The following is a 17,146-nucleotide window of genomic DNA, read 5'->3' as shown; positions in this document are numbered from 1 at the left end:
AGGAATTTTTTTAAAACATTTTAAGTTGCACTGGGTTTCCAGTAAGCGACTTAATGGGCTCAAAGGATTTACGATGATGAGGTGTAATTCCCTGGGTTTGAATTGCCTTAAGATGAAAGGCCGTTCCATAACCTGAATTTTCTCGCCAGCCATAAGCCGGATAATCGCTATCCAAGTCCTGCATAATCTGATCCCGCGTCACTTTTGCAATAATTGAAGCCGCCGCAATTGAATAGGAGGTCGCATCTCCTTTAACAACAGTCATCACCGGGCATGCAAAATTAGGTTTACGAATCCCATCGACTAAGGCAAAGTTAGGCGCCATACCTAAATTTTTCACGGCTCGTTCCATAGCTAAGCGTGTGGCCCGTCCAATATTGAGCTGATCAATCTCACTGACAGAAGCGCAGCCTACTCCAAAAGTTAGAAGATTTCCTGATTCTTCTGACAGGATTTTAAATGCTTGCGTACGTTTTTTTCCGTAAGTTTCTTGGAGTCATTAATAAGGGTAGTAAGGTGATCGGGCAATTTCCTAGATAAGAAAATGACGGCTGCTGCGACAACTGGACCGGCTAGGGGACCACATCCTGCCTCATCGACGCCGGCAATATAATGATAATTATCAGAAATAGAGTTTTCTAATTCGAAAGTAGGGCTAGCCGTCTTCATCGTCGACGATCACTTCCTTCAGCATAGATTTTTTACGCTGAATTCGACGCTGCACCCAACTAAACTCAGGGCCAAAGGCCATAGCCAGTATTTTTGTAAAGCTTAAAGCCCGTGAATCCACATGCGCCTTTAAACGCCGAGCAGAAGCCAACCATAACGGACTAAAGGCAAGCGACAAGACAGTTAAGGCGACAATAAGCTTTTGGCCATGATCATCAATAATGCCTGATTGATAGCCTACCGTTGCCAATAAGAAGGCAAACTCGCCTAGCTGAGACAAAATAACGCCAACGAGAAAGGATTGAGCGCGGGGCAACCTTAAAATGTGGAGAATGCCGATATTAATCGCCGTCTTACCAACAGTGATGACAAATAGAAGTACCGTTACCATTATCCAGTGTTCAGCAATAAAGCTTAAATCAAGTAACAGACCAATGGACAAAAAGAAAACCATCAGCAAGGTACTTTGGATCGGCTTTGTCGTTTCCAAGAGCACAATACGCTCATGCGTGTTTCCCAGCACGAGTCCCGCTAAAAATGCCCCATAAGCTGCCGATAAGCCAATCAACCCTGAAACAGCAGCGGCAGCAAAACAAAATCCTAAGCTGGCAAGAGGAGTTAAATCCTTTTCACCTGAAATGATCTGAGTTAAAGGGATACGCACCCGTTGTTTTTGCGAAAGATAAGAGATTAAAGCGACAATAATTGCAACAGACAGCGCCAGTTTAATGATTAAACCAGGATCAAAGATCGAGCCATTATTTAAATTGCGCAGAATTAAAATCATCGGAACAATTGCCAAGTCTTGAGCAATTAAAATACCAATAGCTAACTGTCCGGATTCACTGCGTACTTCACCAATGCGTTCGAGCAAGTTGACCACTACGGCGGTGGAAGATAATGCTAGAACGAATCCCAACAGTAAAGACATCCCCAAAGACCATCCGAAAAAAGGGGCTAGGCCTAGCGAAACGACCAAACTGATAAAAATCTGCAAAACTGTACATAAGGTAGTCTGCAACCAAGCATTTTTGAAAGTGCGAAGATTTAACTCCATCCCCACCACAAATAAAAGCAAGAGCACCCCTAACTCGGCCATTGTTTCCACAATGTCACGGCTTTCTACATAAGCAAAGCCAGAAGGACCTAAAATGATGCCTGCTAAAATGTAACCCAAAATGGGTGGTTGTTTAAGGCGCACAAATCCTAAGCCGCCAGCAAGTGCTGCGACCACAACGAGAGTAATTTCAATCAGTCGCATATCATGGTGCATGGATTTAGCCTAGCATACACAGACTAAAAAAGGCAAATATTACATGCATTTGCTCAGCCTGAGATATTTATCTCTTCTAACAAATAATATTAATATTTTAAATACTTTAGTTATTTATATCCCAAAATTTTTACAATTATGAATTACCTACGTTTACTATTCGCAACACTGCCAGCGCTGAAGACCGATTTAATCCATTTAATTCCTTCTAAATTTCCTCCCTTGAAATTTTTTACCAGAAGAAAATTAAATGTAATTAACGGCTTAGACCCTAAATCTCCTCTTTTTGAAGGAAAATTCTAGAGCCTCATCGCCTCAAAAAACTCATGACAATAAAATTAAGCATTTTTTAACGTGGAAAGGGACTCCCAAGAATAAAAGGAAATCCTTCCCTACTCTTTGTTTTTTATTGCTGTGAACAAATAAGGCTTAATCCTCAGCAAAATGCCTCTAAATTATGCCTGGCTGAGGATCACCTTATTGCTCTCTAAACCTTTAGGTTAAATTTTATTAACATTTTTACAAAATAGACAAGATTGATAGAAATTGAATACACTATAGGTATCTAACCTAATAATACGGGTGTATGTAATGTCAGCATTAAGTTTAGCATTCCAGCAGTTCTTATCAGAATTTCATACGCTACAAGCTCGACTCTTGAGCATGCCAGAAAATGAGGCTCTTTCCGAAACTTTTACCCAAGAGCAAGAAAAACTTTCTGGGTTACTAACTCAGTTGAGCCAGTTCACTACAGAAGAACAGGAATCAGCACGGCGAGAAATGCGCTTATTTGCCGACAAGTTATCTGATAAACTAACTGTTTTAAAGCAGCGCATGGAAGAGCTGTCAACAGATATGAGTATTATTGAGAATCGTAATCGAGGAATTCGCGCCTATAATCAAGGAAAAATCTTTTAAATGGATGCGCCCTCTATTTTTTACGCGACCTTATCCTTTATCGGCGTTCTCTTTTTTATGATTGGCTCCTTATATGGACTACGCTGGATATTAAATAAAGCAAACATAAAGCTTTATCCTATCCAGGCGACAGATTTTCACATTATTGATCGGCTACCCTTAGATAATAAGCATCAAATAATCCGCTTATGCGATAAAAACTTTATTTATGTCATCCTAATGGGAGAAACCAGTTTACTTTTAGATAAAAGTGACCGCTTAGACGGGAGTTGCCAGTGAAGTTTATTAAAAGGGATCACCGTAAATTCTACATTAGCCTTTTAACTATTCTGATCCTAACTTTAAGCCAGGCAGTTGCAGAAAGCTTAACACTTGATCTCGGGAATGCGGAAGGCTCATTTAGTGCTCGTCTAATTCAGCTATTTCTGGCAATCACGGTCCTCAGTGTGGCTCCTTCTCTGGTGATTATGGTCACATCCTTCACCCGTATGGTTGTCGTTTTATCTTTTTTGAGGACCTCCCTCGGTCTACAGCAATCACCGCCGAATATGGTGATGGTGAGCCTAGCAATGTTTCTAACTCTATTTGTAATGGCTCCGACTTTTGAGAAGGCTTATAATGATGGAATCGCCCCTTTAATTGCAGAGAAAATCTCTGAAGAACAAGCCCTTTATAAAGCTGCCGAGCCTTTTAAAGAGTTTATGCTGAAAAATGTCCGTGAGAAAGACCTCGGCCTTTTTCTAGATTTATCCCGGACCGGCACTTTAGAAAAACCATCAGATACGCCTTTAAAGGTTCTGGTGCCTGCCTTCATGATTAGTGAGCTGAAAAGATCTTTTGAAATTGGGTTTCTGATATTTATTCCGTTCCTTATTATAGACTTAGTGGTCGCAGCCATCTTAATGTCCATGGGAATGATGATGCTACCGCCGGTAATGATTTCTTTGCCTTTTAAGATTATCTTCTTTGTTCTTATTGATGGATGGCATTTGCTCTCAGGTAGCTTAGTAAATAGTTTTAGTTAAATACCGAAAAATTAAATGTAAAAACCTAGCTTTAAAAAAATTTAAATAGTTTCCAAAAAAAGCTTGAAAATATTTTTATCGTTGTTATTTATGTTTTAGGCGTCGGAAGAACAACAATAAAAACCGGCGCCATCTCACTATTTTACTAAGGCAATCCATAGGGTGTCATTTTTTCATTTCAAGGGCAGGATTCCCCCTTTTCCTACCATTTACTCAATAAATCTAGCCTATAACCTCACACCTCTATTAATTGGCATGCGTAACCCAAGGGTTAAGATTTCTATATCTTTCTTCAACGGAGTTATAACTGCCCACCAATTATTACATCTCAAAATAAAGGAAAAACTATGAAGAAACTAGCTTATCTTACTATTGCTATAATACTGCAAAAGTTTACTATCGAGAGTAGCTTTGCTAGCGATTGGGCTGTGACAACCGGAACGGTGCCTGCCAAGCAAGAAGGCGAAGAGCTTCTTCCCCCTAGCCGTCAAGAATTAACCATGACGGTTCAACGTTTCGAAGACTTAGAGAAAGGCCTTCAGAGGTTAAGTGAAGATGTCGCTAGCCTGAAAGCTATTGCTTCTAAGGATCAGAGAAAAGCCTATAATTTCTTACTTAAAGATATGCTAAATCTAACAATTGCCGGGGGTTTTCTTGTGACCTCGTATGCCCTATTAACATTCGACGGCTATTATAAATTTGACAAAAATAGTCCTTATATTCATGAAGTCAAAGCTATACGCCAAGAAAAAGCTGCGTTCATTAAAGAACAACTTACTTGGAATGACAAACTGAACCGATTTCCTTCTTCTCTCGCAGTACCGTCCGCAGCAATCGGTCTTTATTATTTGAGCAACATTTCAGCTGTAAATCACTTCTGCATCAAGCCGACCCAGCGGGCGTTTAACTGGCTCCGTCACGGGATCAGCCATACATGTGATCGGACATCCATGTGGTGGTATCAGTCATTTAGTGATCAACATTCTAAAGACAAAACAGACTAAAACTATCTTTTAGGAGGCACTCGTGCCTCCGTGCGTTAAGCATCTACTTAGAGGTTCTGCCTCTTTATTCGTTATATTTTCCCTTACTTTATAATAAGATATTTTGACATCTCCTCTGATTACTATAAAATTTGGGAGGGTCTCATTTGACCTCTGAAGGATATTCATTATCCTTTTTATAGATACCTACCCTTTATTACAGAGGACACAATGATACAGCAAGACGCTTTGAAGCAATTATTTCTTGATGCACGTACCCATAATGCTTGGCAGGATAAATCTATCCCCCAAGAAACCTTGCAGAAGATTTATGATCTAGCAAAAATGGCGCCGACCAGTGCCAACTGCTCACCTATGCGTATTGTCTTTGTCCAGTCGAAAGAAGCGAAGGAAAAATTACGCCCCTGTCTAGCGCCGGGTAATATTGACAAAACGTTATCAGCCCCAGTCACCGCAATAATAGGACATGATATGGAATTTTATGAGCAGCTTCCCAAATTATTTCCGCATGTTGACGCCCGCTCTTGGTTTGTTGGCAATCAGTCATTAATTGAACGCACTGCAGTGTTGAATGGATCCCTGCAAGCGGCTTATTTTATCTTGGCAGCCCGAGCTTGCGGTGTTGACTGTGGCCCAATGTCAGGGTTTGATAACAGTAAAGTTGATGAACTTTTCTTTAAAGGAACTTCCACAAAATCTAACATTTTGTGCAATTTGGGCTTTGGCGATGCTTCAGTTCTTCACCCACGCAGTCCACGATTCGACTTTTCTGAGGCTTGTCGTATTGATTAATCCTTGAAATACCATCACTTCCCCAGGTAAATTAGGGATAAGAGTTTCAAAGAAAAGAAGAAAAATGACAATTCGTGTTCGCTTTGCCCCGAGTCCCACTGGATTGCTGCATATTGGTAATGCCAGAGCAGCGTTAATTAATTGGCTTTTCATGCGTCAGCATCAACTTAATGGCCAAGAGGCGCACTTTCTACTGCGTCAAGATGACACCGATCTTGAACGGTCAAAAGAAGAGTTTGCCAGCGCTATTAAGCAAGATCTGGCTTGGTTAGGAGTGACTCACGATAGCTTTATAAAGCAATCGGATCGCTTTGCGCGCTATGATGAAATGAAACTAACGCTTATTGAAGAAGGTCGCTTGTATCCCTGTTATGAGACACCTGAAGAATTAGACTTTAAGCGCAAGCGCCAAATGGGCCGAGGAGAGCCTCCTATCTATGATCGGGGCGCCCTTAAGTTAACAGAGGCGGAAAAAGCGGCCTTTGAAGCAGAGGGCCGCCGTCCCCATTGGCGCTTCAAGCTCTTGCCCGAAGAAATCACCTGGCAAGATTTGATCCGGGGCGACACTACTTTTCACGGCGCTCACCTAAGTGATCCCGTATTAATAAGGGCAGATGGAGCTTATCTTTACACTTTAACCTCTGTTGTGGACGATATTGATACCCAGATTACTCATATTCTCCGCGGCGAAGATCATGTAACCAATACCGCAGTGCAGATCCAATTATTTGAAGCTTTAGGTCGGAGGGCAGAGACTATTCATTTTGGTCACACTTCACTGCTTTTGGATGTTGATGGCAGCCCGCTTTCAAAACGTTTGGGATCCTTAAGCTTACAGAGCTTACGTGCCCAAGGCATTGAACCCATGGCAATTAATTGCTTATTAGCTCGGTTGGGCACCTCTCAGCCTATTGAGCCACATTACAACTTAGATGACTTAGCGCGCGGCTTTGATTTGGGAACGTTTAGCCGCACCCCGCCTCGGTTTGACATGCAGGACTTAGAAGCCCTCAACCATAAAATCTATCAGGTTTGGCCATACGAAGCTTTAGTCTCCAGACTCAAAGATTTGGAAGCGGCGGACATTACGGAAACGATATGGCACCAGATCCGTGGCAACATTAAAAACCTAACAGAGCTGGCCCATTGGCAACAGGTATTCTTTAGTGAGATTGCTCCCCTAGCCAATGAGGCGCCTTACTTAGCGACCGCCTTAAAGCTACTTCCGCCCCTGCCTTGGACCACAGAAACCTGGAGCGAGTGGACCACAGCAATTAAAGCTGAAACAGGGCGGAAAGGCCGTGAACTTTTTATGCCACTGCGTCTAGCGCTTACGGGATATCCGCATGGGCCGGAGATGAAAGATCTCCTCCCTTTGATTGGCTACGAGCGGGTCGTTAAGCGCCTATCAGTCGAAGGATAGAGAAATACGATGCACTTAAAAGTTTACAATACCTACTCTCGTCAAAAAGAGGATTTTGTTCCCTTAGACCCCACCCATATAAAGATGTATGTGTGTGGACCCACCGTGTATGATTTTGCCCATATTGGCAATGCACGTCCTGTGGTGGTGTTTGACATTCTAAGCCGGCTTTTACGCCAACTTTATCCTAAGGTTACCTACGTTCGTAATATCACTGATGTAGATGACAAGATTAACGCGGCTGCGAAAGCGTCAGGCCAAACCATTCGCACTATTACCGAAAGAACCATCCAAGCTTATAATGAGGATATGGCAGCTCTAGCAGCCTTTGCTCCTGATGTTACGCCGCGAGCCACCGATCATATACCTGAGATGATTCACATGATTGAGGACTTGATTGCCAACGGTCATGCGTATGCGGCGGAGGGTCATGTTCTTTTTGCTGTCAAGACGTTTGGCGCTTATGGCAAACTTTCGCGCCGCAACCACGATGAATTGCTCGCAGGGGCCCGCGTTGAAATAGCCCCCTATAAAAGAGACCCAGGCGACTTTGTTTTGTGGAAGCCTTCGGATGCGGAAACACCTGGGTGGGATAGCCCCTGGGGTCGCGGTCGTCCCGGATGGCACATTGAATGTTCGGCCATGAGCGAGAAGTATTTAGGGAAAACCTTTGACATCCATGGCGGCGGCATTGATTTATCTTTTCCTCATCATGAGAATGAGTTAGCTCAGAGTTGCTGCGCTAATAAAACAGATTACTTTGCTAAATACTGGATGCATAATGGCCATTTGACCGTTAATGGGGAAAAAATGTCTAAATCCTTAGGCAATTTCTACACGGTACGTGAGCTATTAAGCGAGTTTACGGGGGAATCGCTCCGCTATATGCTGATGAGCGCTCATTATCGCCAGCCTTTAGATCTTTCCAAAGAGCTTATCCACCAATGCCAAGCGAGTCTAGATCGTCTCTACGGAGCCTTACGCGGCATTAAGGTTTATGAGGGGGGCATTGACGACCAGATGATGAGCGCGCTCCTCGATGATCTAAATGTCCCCTTAGCCCTAGCCCGTTTACATGAGCTAGCAACCGCTACTAACAAAGCAGAGGATCCTCAACAAAAATCACAGTTAGCGTCGACACTAAAAGCTTCAGGCTATCTCTTAGGTATTCTTCAACAAGACCCTGAGGCTTGGTTCAAAGGGGCAACACTTGCCAATGCGGACGAAGTGGAGGCTTTAATTGCGCAACGCAATCAAGCGCGGTCGGCGCGAGATTTTGCTAAAGCAGATAGCTTAAGACAGCAGTTAACTGATATGGGAATTGTTCTAGAAGATTCGCCCGCTGGCACCACCTGGCGCCGTCTATAAAGCAATGACGGCTTCGCCCATTTTTCTTTTACAAGCCCCCCAGCTCCCTGAGAACCTCGGAGCCGTGGCTCGAGCCATGGGAAATTTTGGCTTGAAGGAACTGCGAGTAATTGCGCCTCAGTGTGATGTTCTCGATCCTAAAGCCTTGGCCACGTCCGCGGGGGCGGAATTTATCCTGGAAACTGCCAAAATTTATGAAACCCTTGAGCAAGCGACCCACGACATCCATTGGCTTTATGGCACGTGCGCAGTGCAACGTCACCTCATTAAAGAATATGTTCCCATTCGCGCAGCAGCCAATCTTATCGCTGCGCAAACGCAAAGTGGACAGGTTGGTATTCTTTTTGGCCCTGAACGCACAGGACTTATTAACGAACACCTGGCCCGCTGTCACAGTATTATTCAAGTTCCTGTAAACCCAGAATTTTCCTCCATGAATTTAGCGCAGGCGAGTGTAATTATAGCCTACGAGCTTTCATCTTATGTCAGTACTGCCACTCCCACCATGGTCTATGGGGAAACTTGCCCGGCCCCACAAGCCCAGCTACAAGCCTTCCTTAACTTTCTTGAAGCCAAGCTCGATGCGATCAATTATTGGCGTGTTCCTGGCAAAAAACCGTTAATGAAGCAAAATCTGGAGAATGTCTTCACGCGTTTGCAACCGACCGAACAAGATTTAAGATCATTATGGGGCATGATTAACTTGCTCTCAAAATCACCGCGATCTTAAAGTAGGCTTCTGACGAGGGCCGATCCTAAGTATGGAATTCTTTTAAAAGCGAAGAATTCACTTCTACTTAAAACTAATTAAAAGCAATTGGCAGTAAACACCATCCATTTCCTCATAAATGTTTAGAGTGCCCCTGAAAAGCTCTTAACAAGACTCTGTTTGCCAGAGCTGAGCTGTTGACCAAGCAAAGGTATGAGCTTAAGATATTACTGCTTTGTAAGGAGAAGCTTATGAAAACTTATCTATACGTCCTATCAATCATAAATTTTATGTGGTCAGGTGATTTACTCGCTTCAGGACGAGATGAACACTCATTCTTAATTGTGGCCAATGGGCCGTTTGATTTAGAAGTCGTGGAGAAATATACGGAAATTTGTGAGACTGTCGCTTTGGACGGAGCCGCTAACAAGCTTCTTCAGCATGGTTTAACACCTCAGATTATTTTGGGAGATATGGATTCCATAAGTGAGGAAGCTTGTTCTGCCTTCAAGCAGGTGGAGTTTATTCCAGCATTAAATCAAGATTATACTGATCTAGAAAAGGGTATCGAATTCTGCAAGGATAGAGGAGCAAGGAGCATTATTATAACCTGTGCCCTTGGCGGCGATAGAATAGATCATACACTAGCAAACTTTTCAATTCTTAAGCGACAATATCAGCGTGGTATTTCAATAACTCTCCAAACTTCAAATAAAATTACTCAGTTTCTACAGGATGAAGAAGTAACTTTCGAAGCTCCGATAGGAGGGAAATTTGGACTATTTGGTTTTCCTGCAGCGGTTGGGAGTTCACGGGGAAAAGCAGGCGCAAAAGGACTAGAGTGGGAACTTAATAACTATTCTCTCAGATTGGGGGAACAGGAAAGTGCCTGCAATATTATCAAATCGTCACCTGTCACTATTTCAGTCAGTGGAGAAGCCCTTATGGTGCGACCAATTAAGTTATGAGACATAAGAGTATGTACCATAGACACAATAAAGAATAGCCACCATAAACACTTCTTCACTTTTAAAGATTGGCTTGTCTCTCCTTTAATTGTCCTCAGAGAATGAGTTAGCCCTTAAGACTGCCTGCTTTGTCCTTAAAGATATTGAGTGTGAAGACTTTTAGTTTTTTAGCCCAGACCTTTTATGAGATATTGTTTAAATTAAATATTCCTATTACTTTTTGAAATTATTTACTCAGGCTATACATCAAAGCCTCCATTTGCTTTAAAGCTGCGGCAATGTGCCCTATGAAAAATAATATGGTTAACTGTTATATATTTTATATAAACAATTTAAATAAATTTAAGAAAATGAAAGTTACCTTATTAAAAGTTACATTATTAATTGCAGGTTTTCTATCTGCTGCTGGGGCGATGGAAAGTGAGACCCCCTTTTCCAATAAAAATCATTTTTATACTTATTCGGAAGTTACCAAAGCATTTGAAGGAATTGTTCTCCCTGAGGTTAAAGAAGAATTTGAAGACTTCATAGCCCTGCTATTTAATCATACTTCATCCTCTAGTGATAAAACTAAGCCCTTTCCTCCCTCTGTCCATAAGGGGCCAGCCCTTGCTCAATGCTGGGAGTGCATTTTTGAGGGAATGAATCAAGCTCAACACGAGAAAGATCCGGTGCAAACCCAGCGGAATGTCTTTGGTATGTTCATAACTCACCATGTAAAAAGCCTTCGCAGACGCTTTCCTGAGAAGCATGAAGCCCTAGAACCTTATATAATAAAAGAGTTGATTTGTTCAGATTCTGATGCTGAAACTGAAAAAGCACTTACCTCCCCTCGTAGTAATCGTCCACTTCGCAATTCTGGGTCTGACGGTAAGAGCCGTAAGCAATGAAATTTAATATTAACAAATTCTGATATAGACTAATTTTATAACCGTCACAGTTATAAAAGGTGTCTATATGGAATGGTTCAAAAGCTTAGTGTATGGTACACAAGTTATCGCTTCAACTGCAATCGTTGAGGAAGTCTCCCCCACCAGCATCCTTCAGCCCCTCGCACTTCCCACTAAAGCCATAACCATTGATGGCGGCGGTATGCGAGGGCTTTATACTATAGAACTGATGAAAGCGGTAGAAGGCCGCCTCAATGGTAAAATTTCAGAGCATGCGCAAATTATTGCAGGTACCTCGACCGGTTCTATTCTTGGCTTTGGCCTGGCCATCGACAGACCCTTAGAGACTCTAGCAAACTTATATATAAACCACGGCCAAGATATCTTCTATCAGACCGATTGGGAATACTTTGAAAATGGTGATGGCTTAACAGGGCCCAAGTATGATCCCTCAAAATTTGAAAGCATTTTAAACGAAAATTTCGAGCAAATGAAATTAAGCGACCTAAAATGCCATCATGTTATGGCCTTTGCCACCAATATCACTCAACAACGCTTGCAAGTCTTCGATACCAAGGTAGCGAGAAACAGCCCTGAGGATGATGCGCCGATTTGGTTTACCATCCGTTCGTCCACGGCAGCCCCCACCTATTTTGCTCCCACACTGTGGAAGGGGGATGCTTTATGTGATGGTGGCTTATTAGTCAATAACCCCAGTACCGTCACCCTGACTCAGTTAATAGAAGTTTATGGCTGGGGGGTGCTGCCCACTTTGAAAATGGTATCTTTTGGCACGGGTACCTTTAACACCGGCATCAGCTATGAATATGCCTCAACCATGGGAACGTTAAAATGGGCCGCCCCTATTAGTGATATGATGATAAAGTCGGCTAGCACCATGTATTGCCAGCTCTCTGCCAAGCTCTTATCTGCAGATCAACTGGTGCGTTTAAATGGAAGTCTATCGCGCGACTTAACCTTAGACAATTATTGCCCCACTAATCTGAGAGCTATTCAAGAGGCAGCGCTAAGTTACATTAAAGACAATCCGGAATTAATCGACCGAGCCGCAAAAATGCTGCAGAATTAAAAAAGCCAAAACAAGACTCACCAGTCTTGCAAGGCTTGATCCCACTGGGGCTTAATCAACTGATGGTTGCGCTCTTTAACATGCCCATAGCCGCGAATCTTTTGCGGCAGCTCCATTAACGCGCAAGCCTGAGCCAGCGTCTCGGGCGTTACTTTTTCCAAGACTCGCTCAAGGGCAGCCTGGTAATCAGAAATCCATTGACGCTCTAGGCGACGCTCTGCGGTATAGCCAAAAACATCCAAGGCTGTGCCGCGTAAGAATCTAAGCTTAGCTAATATTTTGAAAGCTGTCATCATCCACGAGCCAAACGTCATTTTCTGCAGTTCTCCTTGAGCATTTCGTCGTGCCAATAACGGCGGGGCTAAATGGAATACCAATTTAGCTTTATCGTCAAACTGCTGCCTAAGCCGGCGGAGAAAATCGCCATTCGAATAAAGGCGCGCCACTTCATATTCATCCTTATAAGCCATTAACCGATATAAAGACTGAGCAATAATACGTGTTAATTGATCTGTCCCCAGTCTGGCTTCGCTTTGTTTGACACGCTCAAGAGTCCGCCTATAACGTGCGGCATAGGCCTTGTCTTGATAGTCCTCAAGAAAGCGTTCACGCCGGCTAATTATCTCGTCCGTGGTCTCGCTTAACTGATGATCGGTGTCTATAGGATGGTCGCGGTGAGCAAACTCTTGCACTTTCTTAGGGTCAACGGCCGCTAACCGTCCCCAGTTTAAGGCCCGCTTATTATCCTCCACCGCCACCCCATTCAAAGCAATCGCTTCCTCAATAGCATCCGGCGAGAGCGGCAAAAGTCCTTTCTGCAAGGCATAACCGACCATAAACAGGTTAGTCATGATAGAATCGCCCATCAAATTTGTGGCAATCTCTTGAGCATTAATAAAACTGACATAGTCTTGGCCAGCTCTTTGAAGAATATCGCTCTCCATGGAAGATTGCGGAAAAACATAATCCGGGTTTTTGGTAAAATGGCCCGTAATGGATTGATACGTATTAACAATAAGGTGGGTATGGCTCGCATTAATCTTCTGAATCCCTTCCGGACTGGCAGTAACTACCAAATCAAACCCGAGAATAAGATCGGCATGATTGTTTGCCACTCGGGTGGCATGGATGTCCTCAGGACGTGTCGCGATTCGTAAATGGCTAACAACTGCCCCACCTTTTTGCGCTAAACCGGCCATATCAACCACTGAACATCCTTTACCTTCCAGGTGGGCTGCCATTCCTAGTAAAGCACCAATGGTGGTCACGCCTGTGCCGCCTACCCCGGTAATAAAAATACTATAAGGTTGGTCCCTTAAGCTTACTTCTGGAGGTAGCGGAAGTTGAGCAAATAATTCTTCGGGAGCTTTGGCGGCGTCTGGCCGACGCACTTTACCATCAATCACCGAGACAAAGCTAGGACAGAAGCCATTAACACAGGAGAAATCCTTATTACAGCTTGATTGGTCGATTGCTCGTTTACGGCCCCACTCAGTTTCTAAAGGAACCACGGACAAGCAGTTTGATTTCTTGCTACAATCGCCACAACCTTCACAAACAGCTTCATTGATGAAGATCCGGCGATTAGGATCAACTAGAAGCCCTCTTTTACGACGACGGCGCTTTTCTGCAGCACAAGTTTGATCATAGATTAAGGCAGTAGTGCCCGGGGTGCTCTTTAATTCTTCTTGGACTTGAGGTAAATCGCGGCGATGGTGAATGGTGACACCGGGCGCAAATTGCGCCGTGCGCGGATATTTTTCTGGCTCATCCGTGACAATGGCAATCCGACGCACGCGCTCCGCATGCAACTGATAAGTAATATCACCAACGGTTAACGGGCCATCGACCGGCTGTCCGCCCGTCATGGCCACTGCATCATTATAAAGAATTTTATAAGTGATATTAACATTAGCCGCGACCGCGGCACGGATCGCCAATAGACCGGAATGGAAATAAGTGCCATCGCCCAAATTAGCAAAGATATGCTTTTCCTGGGTAAAGGGAGCGATGCCGATCCATGGCACTCCCTCACCACCCATCTGAGTAAAGGTAGTTGTCCGATGATCAATCCATGTCGCCATATAATGACAGCCAATACCGGCTAAAGCCCGGCTTCCTTCCGGGAGCTGAGTAGTTGAGGTGTTGTGAGGACAGCCCGAACAATAATAGGGAAGCCGTAATAACTTTGCCTCGGCGGCTGTTTTTTGCGTCTCTTCCTCAATAACCTGCTTAAAGATTGAACGCAGTGCTTCAAAACCATGCACATTTTGCCATAGCCGTGCTAAGGCCGCTGCAATCTTTTGGCTTGTTAACTCATAGGTTGAGGGTAGAAGCGGCTGCTGGTCCTGATCAAACTTACCTAGAATGGTTGGCCGCTGCTCAGGGGCCAGGCTATAAAGAATCTCTTTGAGCTGATTTTCTATCAGAGGACGCTTTTCTTCGACAACAATGACCTGCTCTAGCCCTCGACAAAATTCTCGAATCCCTTCACTTTCTAAAGGCCAAGAGACAACCACTTTATATAAATTGATTCCCAATGCTGTAGCTTTATTTTCATCGATTCCTAAATCCGCCAAAGCCTGCCTTAATTCAATATAGCCTTTGCCGACCGCAATTAGACCAATACGCGCGGGCTTAGATTTCCAGATGGGGCGGTCGAGGGCATTGGCCCTGACAAAAGCGCTTATAGCCTTCATTTTATAATCATGCATACGCCGTTCTAATTCTAAAGGCGCATCGGGCCAACGTAAATTGAGCCCCCCCACAGGCATCTCAAAATCTTCTGGCAGTTTAATCTGGAAACGATCTAGATCTACAGCTACAGACGCGGCTGTATCAACGGTATCGGATAACATCTTAAAGCCGACCCACACCCCGGCATAACGCGACAAAGCCCAACCATACAAACCTAAATCGAGCACATCTTGCACAGTTGCAGGATGGATAACCGGAATAAAGGCATCCATAAAAGCATACTCGCTTTGGTGGGGTAAGGTGGAAGATTTACAGGCATGGTCATCGCCTGCTAAAGCTAAGACACCACCAAATTTAGAAGAGCCCGCAAAGTTAGCATGCTTTAAAACATCGCCGGTACGATCGACCCCTGGACCTTTACCATACCACATGGCAAAAACACCTTCCACAGTTGCTTGGGGAGATAAATGCACTTGTTGGCTGCCCCATACGGCGGTGGCACCTAAGTCCTCATTAATACCCGGCTGGAAGCGAATATCATGATCAGATAAATATTGACGCGCTTTCCATAAAGCTTGGTCAAATCCCCCTAAAGGAGAGCCGCGGTAACCCGAGATAAACCCTGCCGTCTTCAAACCATTTTTCTTATCAAGACGGCTCTGCATTAAAGGCAATCGCACAAGAGCTTGCGTTCCGGTAATAAAAACGTGACCTGAATCAAGCTTGTACTTATCCTCTAGATCAACGTGACGAACGATCTGTGACATAAAGCTCCCCCACCTTAAGCATTTTTATCTTATTTTAATTAAATGTTATCAATACTGCTACCAGTTTTTATGGATAATTACCCCGCCTTGGGAGCTTTTAAATTTTTACTGCCTGATTCGGGACTAAATACGGTGCCGTGAAAACAATGACTAATTTATGGAAAGTTAATAAAATGTTGCTAAGCTAGCGTTCAAAACCTTAACGCAATGTTATCCCATCACGGCTTTTAAAATTCTTGCAACCTATAGGAAAACAACTAAAATAAAAAGATTAGTTCGATCTTTATAAAGACAAATATAAAATGAAAATACTCTCAGCATTTATTAAACTATTTCTAATTATCTTTGAGACTAGCGCCATGGGGGCAGAGAAAGTCCCGGCTCAAATAGCATGGGCCTCCTTAAATTCTTATCTTGACGCCATGACGCACCAAAATAAGAAAGCCATTTTAATCATTGGTTGTAGCCATGAAGACTCTGCAACCGCCACGGAAGATCATCGTCATTTAGATGCGTGGTGCGTCAATATCAAAGACCCTGAGCCTTATATCCCTCATTATTATAAACTCGGTACGACTTATACGCCGCTGGATAAACAGCAACAACAACAAAGGTGGGACTTCCTGAAAGCAAATGATGAGTTAGATATTACTCATAGTCACCTATATCCTCTTAGCAGCTATCGAGGTAAATTTGATATCGTGCTTCTGGAACGGAACTGGGAGACAACTTTAAGTAATGTCTGGACCTTATTTAATGCTGCTAGTTTTTTAAAGCCTGGCGGAGAGCTAGTAATTGATATCCATTCTTCCTACCGATTCAGCGCTTATGAGAATTATGATAACTCTTATCGTGCTGCTCTTGGCAAGCCGTATAATCTCCATTTAACAAGTGGACATAGTTATGCTGCGCGAAGAAAAGAAATCCCCCAAGAATTAGATAATCAGATCGCTCTTAATCGGGATTTTTTATTTAACTTTTATGGGAAGTCTTATCAAGAGTTCCGGGGCGAAGCTGATCAAATTCCCAGTGAGTGGGATCCCCAGCTCCTGCATGACTCAATTATTGAAAAATATAAGCAGTATAATAAAACTTATACTGCTTCAAACAATTCTAGGAGTATTGCCCCAGCGGTTCCTCAATTAAAGGGAGTGGCCGATTATCTTATTTGCTGGTTTTTTAAGGATCCTATCCTTATCAAAGGCGGTATTTTGAGTTATAATAGCCGGCAAACTGATTATTTAATTATAATAAAAACTCAAGCCACTCAAGATCATGAACGAGCATGGAAGAGTGAGATACAACGCTATCTTAAGGAGAATAAATCCTCTAAAGGTAATTAATAATAACTCTTAATTTTAAACTTTTCTAAATAAGCCTTTTCCTCTCGATAAACCCTCTTCAGGGCAGACAAAAACTGCCCTAATTATATTCTTCCCCAAAAAATCTTATAAGTTTCTTAAAGATCTCTTTGTCAGCAAACACGACTAAAACGTCAATAATGGGAGGGACTTCCGCGAATCGGCGGAATTTAGAGACGGTCCCCCCTTCAA

The 17,146-nt window shown here is 43.3% G+C and carries 14 protein-coding genes and 1 pseudogene; 12 read left to right on the top strand and 3 right to left on the bottom strand.

What is annotated here, in order from left to right:
• Positions 1–10: 10 nt before the first annotated feature.
• Both HMO_RS17655 and HMO_RS14175 read right to left on the bottom strand, forming a co-directional pair.
• A pseudogene (locus tag HMO_RS17655) lies at positions 11–669 on the bottom strand (ribonuclease HII).
• The gene (locus HMO_RS14175; protein ID WP_010300606.1) at positions 656–1,942 is read right to left on the bottom strand and encodes a cation:proton antiporter; all 1,287 of its coding nucleotides are present in this window, start codon (positions 1,940–1,942) and stop codon (positions 656–658) included. The pseudogene HMO_RS17655 and the gene HMO_RS14175 overlap by 14 nt, the downstream one beginning before the upstream one ends.
• Before the next feature lie 591 nt (positions 1,943–2,533).
• On the opposite strand from HMO_RS14175, the gene HMO_RS0107165 reads away from it, so the two are divergent.
• The 11 genes from HMO_RS0107165 (at position 2,534) to HMO_RS0107115 (ending at position 12,129) form a co-directional block, all read left to right on the top strand.
• Positions 2,534–2,860, top strand: coding sequence for a hypothetical protein (locus HMO_RS0107165; protein WP_010300604.1), 327 nt, complete (start codon positions 2,534–2,536; stop codon positions 2,858–2,860).
• On the top strand, positions 2,861–3,139 hold the full coding sequence (locus tag HMO_RS0107160; RefSeq protein WP_010300601.1) for a hypothetical protein: 279 nt from the start codon (positions 2,861–2,863) through the stop codon (positions 3,137–3,139).
• On the top strand, positions 3,136–3,885 hold the full coding sequence (gene fliP / locus HMO_RS0107155) for a flagellar type III secretion system pore protein FliP (protein ID WP_010300599.1): 750 nt from the start codon (positions 3,136–3,138) through the stop codon (positions 3,883–3,885). The genes HMO_RS0107160 and fliP overlap by 4 nt, the downstream gene beginning before the upstream one ends.
• Before the next feature lie 347 nt (positions 3,886–4,232).
• Positions 4,233–4,889: a hypothetical protein gene (locus HMO_RS0107150; protein WP_010300595.1), complete on the top strand. Its 657-nt coding sequence runs from the start codon at positions 4,233–4,235 to the stop codon at positions 4,887–4,889.
• A gap of 210 nt (positions 4,890–5,099) precedes the next feature.
• Positions 5,100–5,681: a malonic semialdehyde reductase gene (locus HMO_RS0107145; protein WP_010300592.1), complete on the top strand. Its 582-nt coding sequence runs from the start codon at positions 5,100–5,102 to the stop codon at positions 5,679–5,681.
• A 64-nt stretch (positions 5,682–5,745) separates the two neighbouring features.
• Positions 5,746–7,104, top strand: coding sequence for a glutamate--tRNA ligase (gltX, locus tag HMO_RS0107140; RefSeq protein WP_010300589.1), 1,359 nt, complete (start codon positions 5,746–5,748; stop codon positions 7,102–7,104).
• A gap of 9 nt (positions 7,105–7,113) precedes the next feature.
• Complete coding sequence (gene cysS, locus HMO_RS0107135; RefSeq protein ID WP_010300586.1) at positions 7,114–8,472, top strand: cysteine--tRNA ligase; 1,359 nt, start codon at positions 7,114–7,116, stop codon at positions 8,470–8,472.
• Positions 8,473–8,476: 4 nt separating this feature from the next.
• Positions 8,477–9,202 carry an RNA methyltransferase gene (locus tag HMO_RS0107130; RefSeq protein WP_010300583.1) on the top strand — a complete coding sequence of 242 codons (726 nt, stop codon included), beginning with the start codon at positions 8,477–8,479 and terminating at the stop codon, positions 9,200–9,202.
• Positions 9,203–9,432: 230 nt separating this feature from the next.
• Positions 9,433–10,149 (top strand): thiamine diphosphokinase, encoded by a 717-nt coding sequence (locus HMO_RS15560; protein ID WP_010300581.1) that lies wholly within the window; start codon positions 9,433–9,435, stop codon positions 10,147–10,149.
• 350 nt (positions 10,150–10,499) lie between these two features.
• Complete coding sequence (locus HMO_RS0107120; RefSeq protein WP_139016846.1) at positions 10,500–11,039, top strand: hypothetical protein; 540 nt, start codon at positions 10,500–10,502, stop codon at positions 11,037–11,039.
• A 67-nt stretch (positions 11,040–11,106) separates the two neighbouring features.
• Positions 11,107–12,129 carry a patatin-like phospholipase family protein gene (locus HMO_RS0107115; RefSeq protein WP_010300578.1) on the top strand — a complete coding sequence of 341 codons (1,023 nt, stop codon included), beginning with the start codon at positions 11,107–11,109 and terminating at the stop codon, positions 12,127–12,129.
• A gap of 17 nt (positions 12,130–12,146) precedes the next feature.
• Here HMO_RS0107115 and HMO_RS0107110 read toward each other — a convergent pair whose 3' ends face one another.
• Entirely contained in the window at positions 12,147–15,593 is a 3,447-nt protein-coding gene (locus HMO_RS0107110; protein WP_010300575.1) for an indolepyruvate ferredoxin oxidoreductase family protein, read from the bottom strand.
• Between the two features lie 302 nt (positions 15,594–15,895).
• Between HMO_RS0107110 and HMO_RS0107105 the strand changes: the two genes are divergently transcribed.
• A complete protein-coding gene (locus tag HMO_RS0107105; protein ID WP_010300573.1) occupies positions 15,896–16,936 on the top strand; it encodes a hypothetical protein in 1,041 nt (346 codons plus the stop codon).
• Positions 16,937–17,146: the final 210 nt, after the last annotated feature.

It is taken from the genome of Candidatus Odyssella thessalonicensis L13, assembly GCF_000190415.1.
In the GTDB taxonomy this organism is placed as follows: Bacteria; Pseudomonadota; Alphaproteobacteria; order Paracaedibacterales; family Paracaedibacteraceae; genus Paracaedibacter; species Paracaedibacter thessalonicensis.
Note: the sequence above shows the minus strand (reverse complement) of the source record. Positions and strands in the feature narration are given on the sequence as shown.

What these genes read in the sequence shown, in the direction of transcription:
- HMO_RS14175 (WP_010300606.1), bottom strand. Translation starts at nt 1,942, where the DNA reads ATGCACCATGATATGCGACTGATTGAAATTACTCTCGTTGTGGTCGCA.
- HMO_RS0107165 (WP_010300604.1), top strand. Translation starts at nt 2,534, where the DNA reads ATGTCAGCATTAAGTTTAGCATTCCAGCAGTTCTTATCAGAATTTCAT.
- HMO_RS0107160 (WP_010300601.1), top strand. Translation starts at nt 2,861, where the DNA reads ATGGATGCGCCCTCTATTTTTTACGCGACCTTATCCTTTATCGGCGTT.
- HMO_RS0107150 (WP_010300595.1), top strand. Translation starts at nt 4,233, where the DNA reads ATGAAGAAACTAGCTTATCTTACTATTGCTATAATACTGCAAAAGTTT.
- HMO_RS0107145 (WP_010300592.1), top strand. Translation starts at nt 5,100, where the DNA reads ATGATACAGCAAGACGCTTTGAAGCAATTATTTCTTGATGCACGTACC.
- gltX (WP_010300589.1), top strand. Translation starts at nt 5,746, where the DNA reads ATGACAATTCGTGTTCGCTTTGCCCCGAGTCCCACTGGATTGCTGCAT.
- cysS (WP_010300586.1), top strand. Translation starts at nt 7,114, where the DNA reads ATGCACTTAAAAGTTTACAATACCTACTCTCGTCAAAAAGAGGATTTT.
- HMO_RS0107130 (WP_010300583.1), top strand. Translation starts at nt 8,477, where the DNA reads ATGACGGCTTCGCCCATTTTTCTTTTACAAGCCCCCCAGCTCCCTGAG.
- HMO_RS15560 (WP_010300581.1), top strand. Translation starts at nt 9,433, where the DNA reads ATGAAAACTTATCTATACGTCCTATCAATCATAAATTTTATGTGGTCA.
- HMO_RS0107120 (WP_139016846.1), top strand. Translation starts at nt 10,500, where the DNA reads ATGAAAGTTACCTTATTAAAAGTTACATTATTAATTGCAGGTTTTCTA.
- HMO_RS0107115 (WP_010300578.1), top strand. Translation starts at nt 11,107, where the DNA reads ATGGAATGGTTCAAAAGCTTAGTGTATGGTACACAAGTTATCGCTTCA.
- HMO_RS0107110 (WP_010300575.1), bottom strand. Translation starts at nt 15,593, where the DNA reads ATGTCACAGATCGTTCGTCACGTTGATCTAGAGGATAAGTACAAGCTT.
- HMO_RS0107105 (WP_010300573.1), top strand. Translation starts at nt 15,896, where the DNA reads ATGAAAATACTCTCAGCATTTATTAAACTATTTCTAATTATCTTTGAG.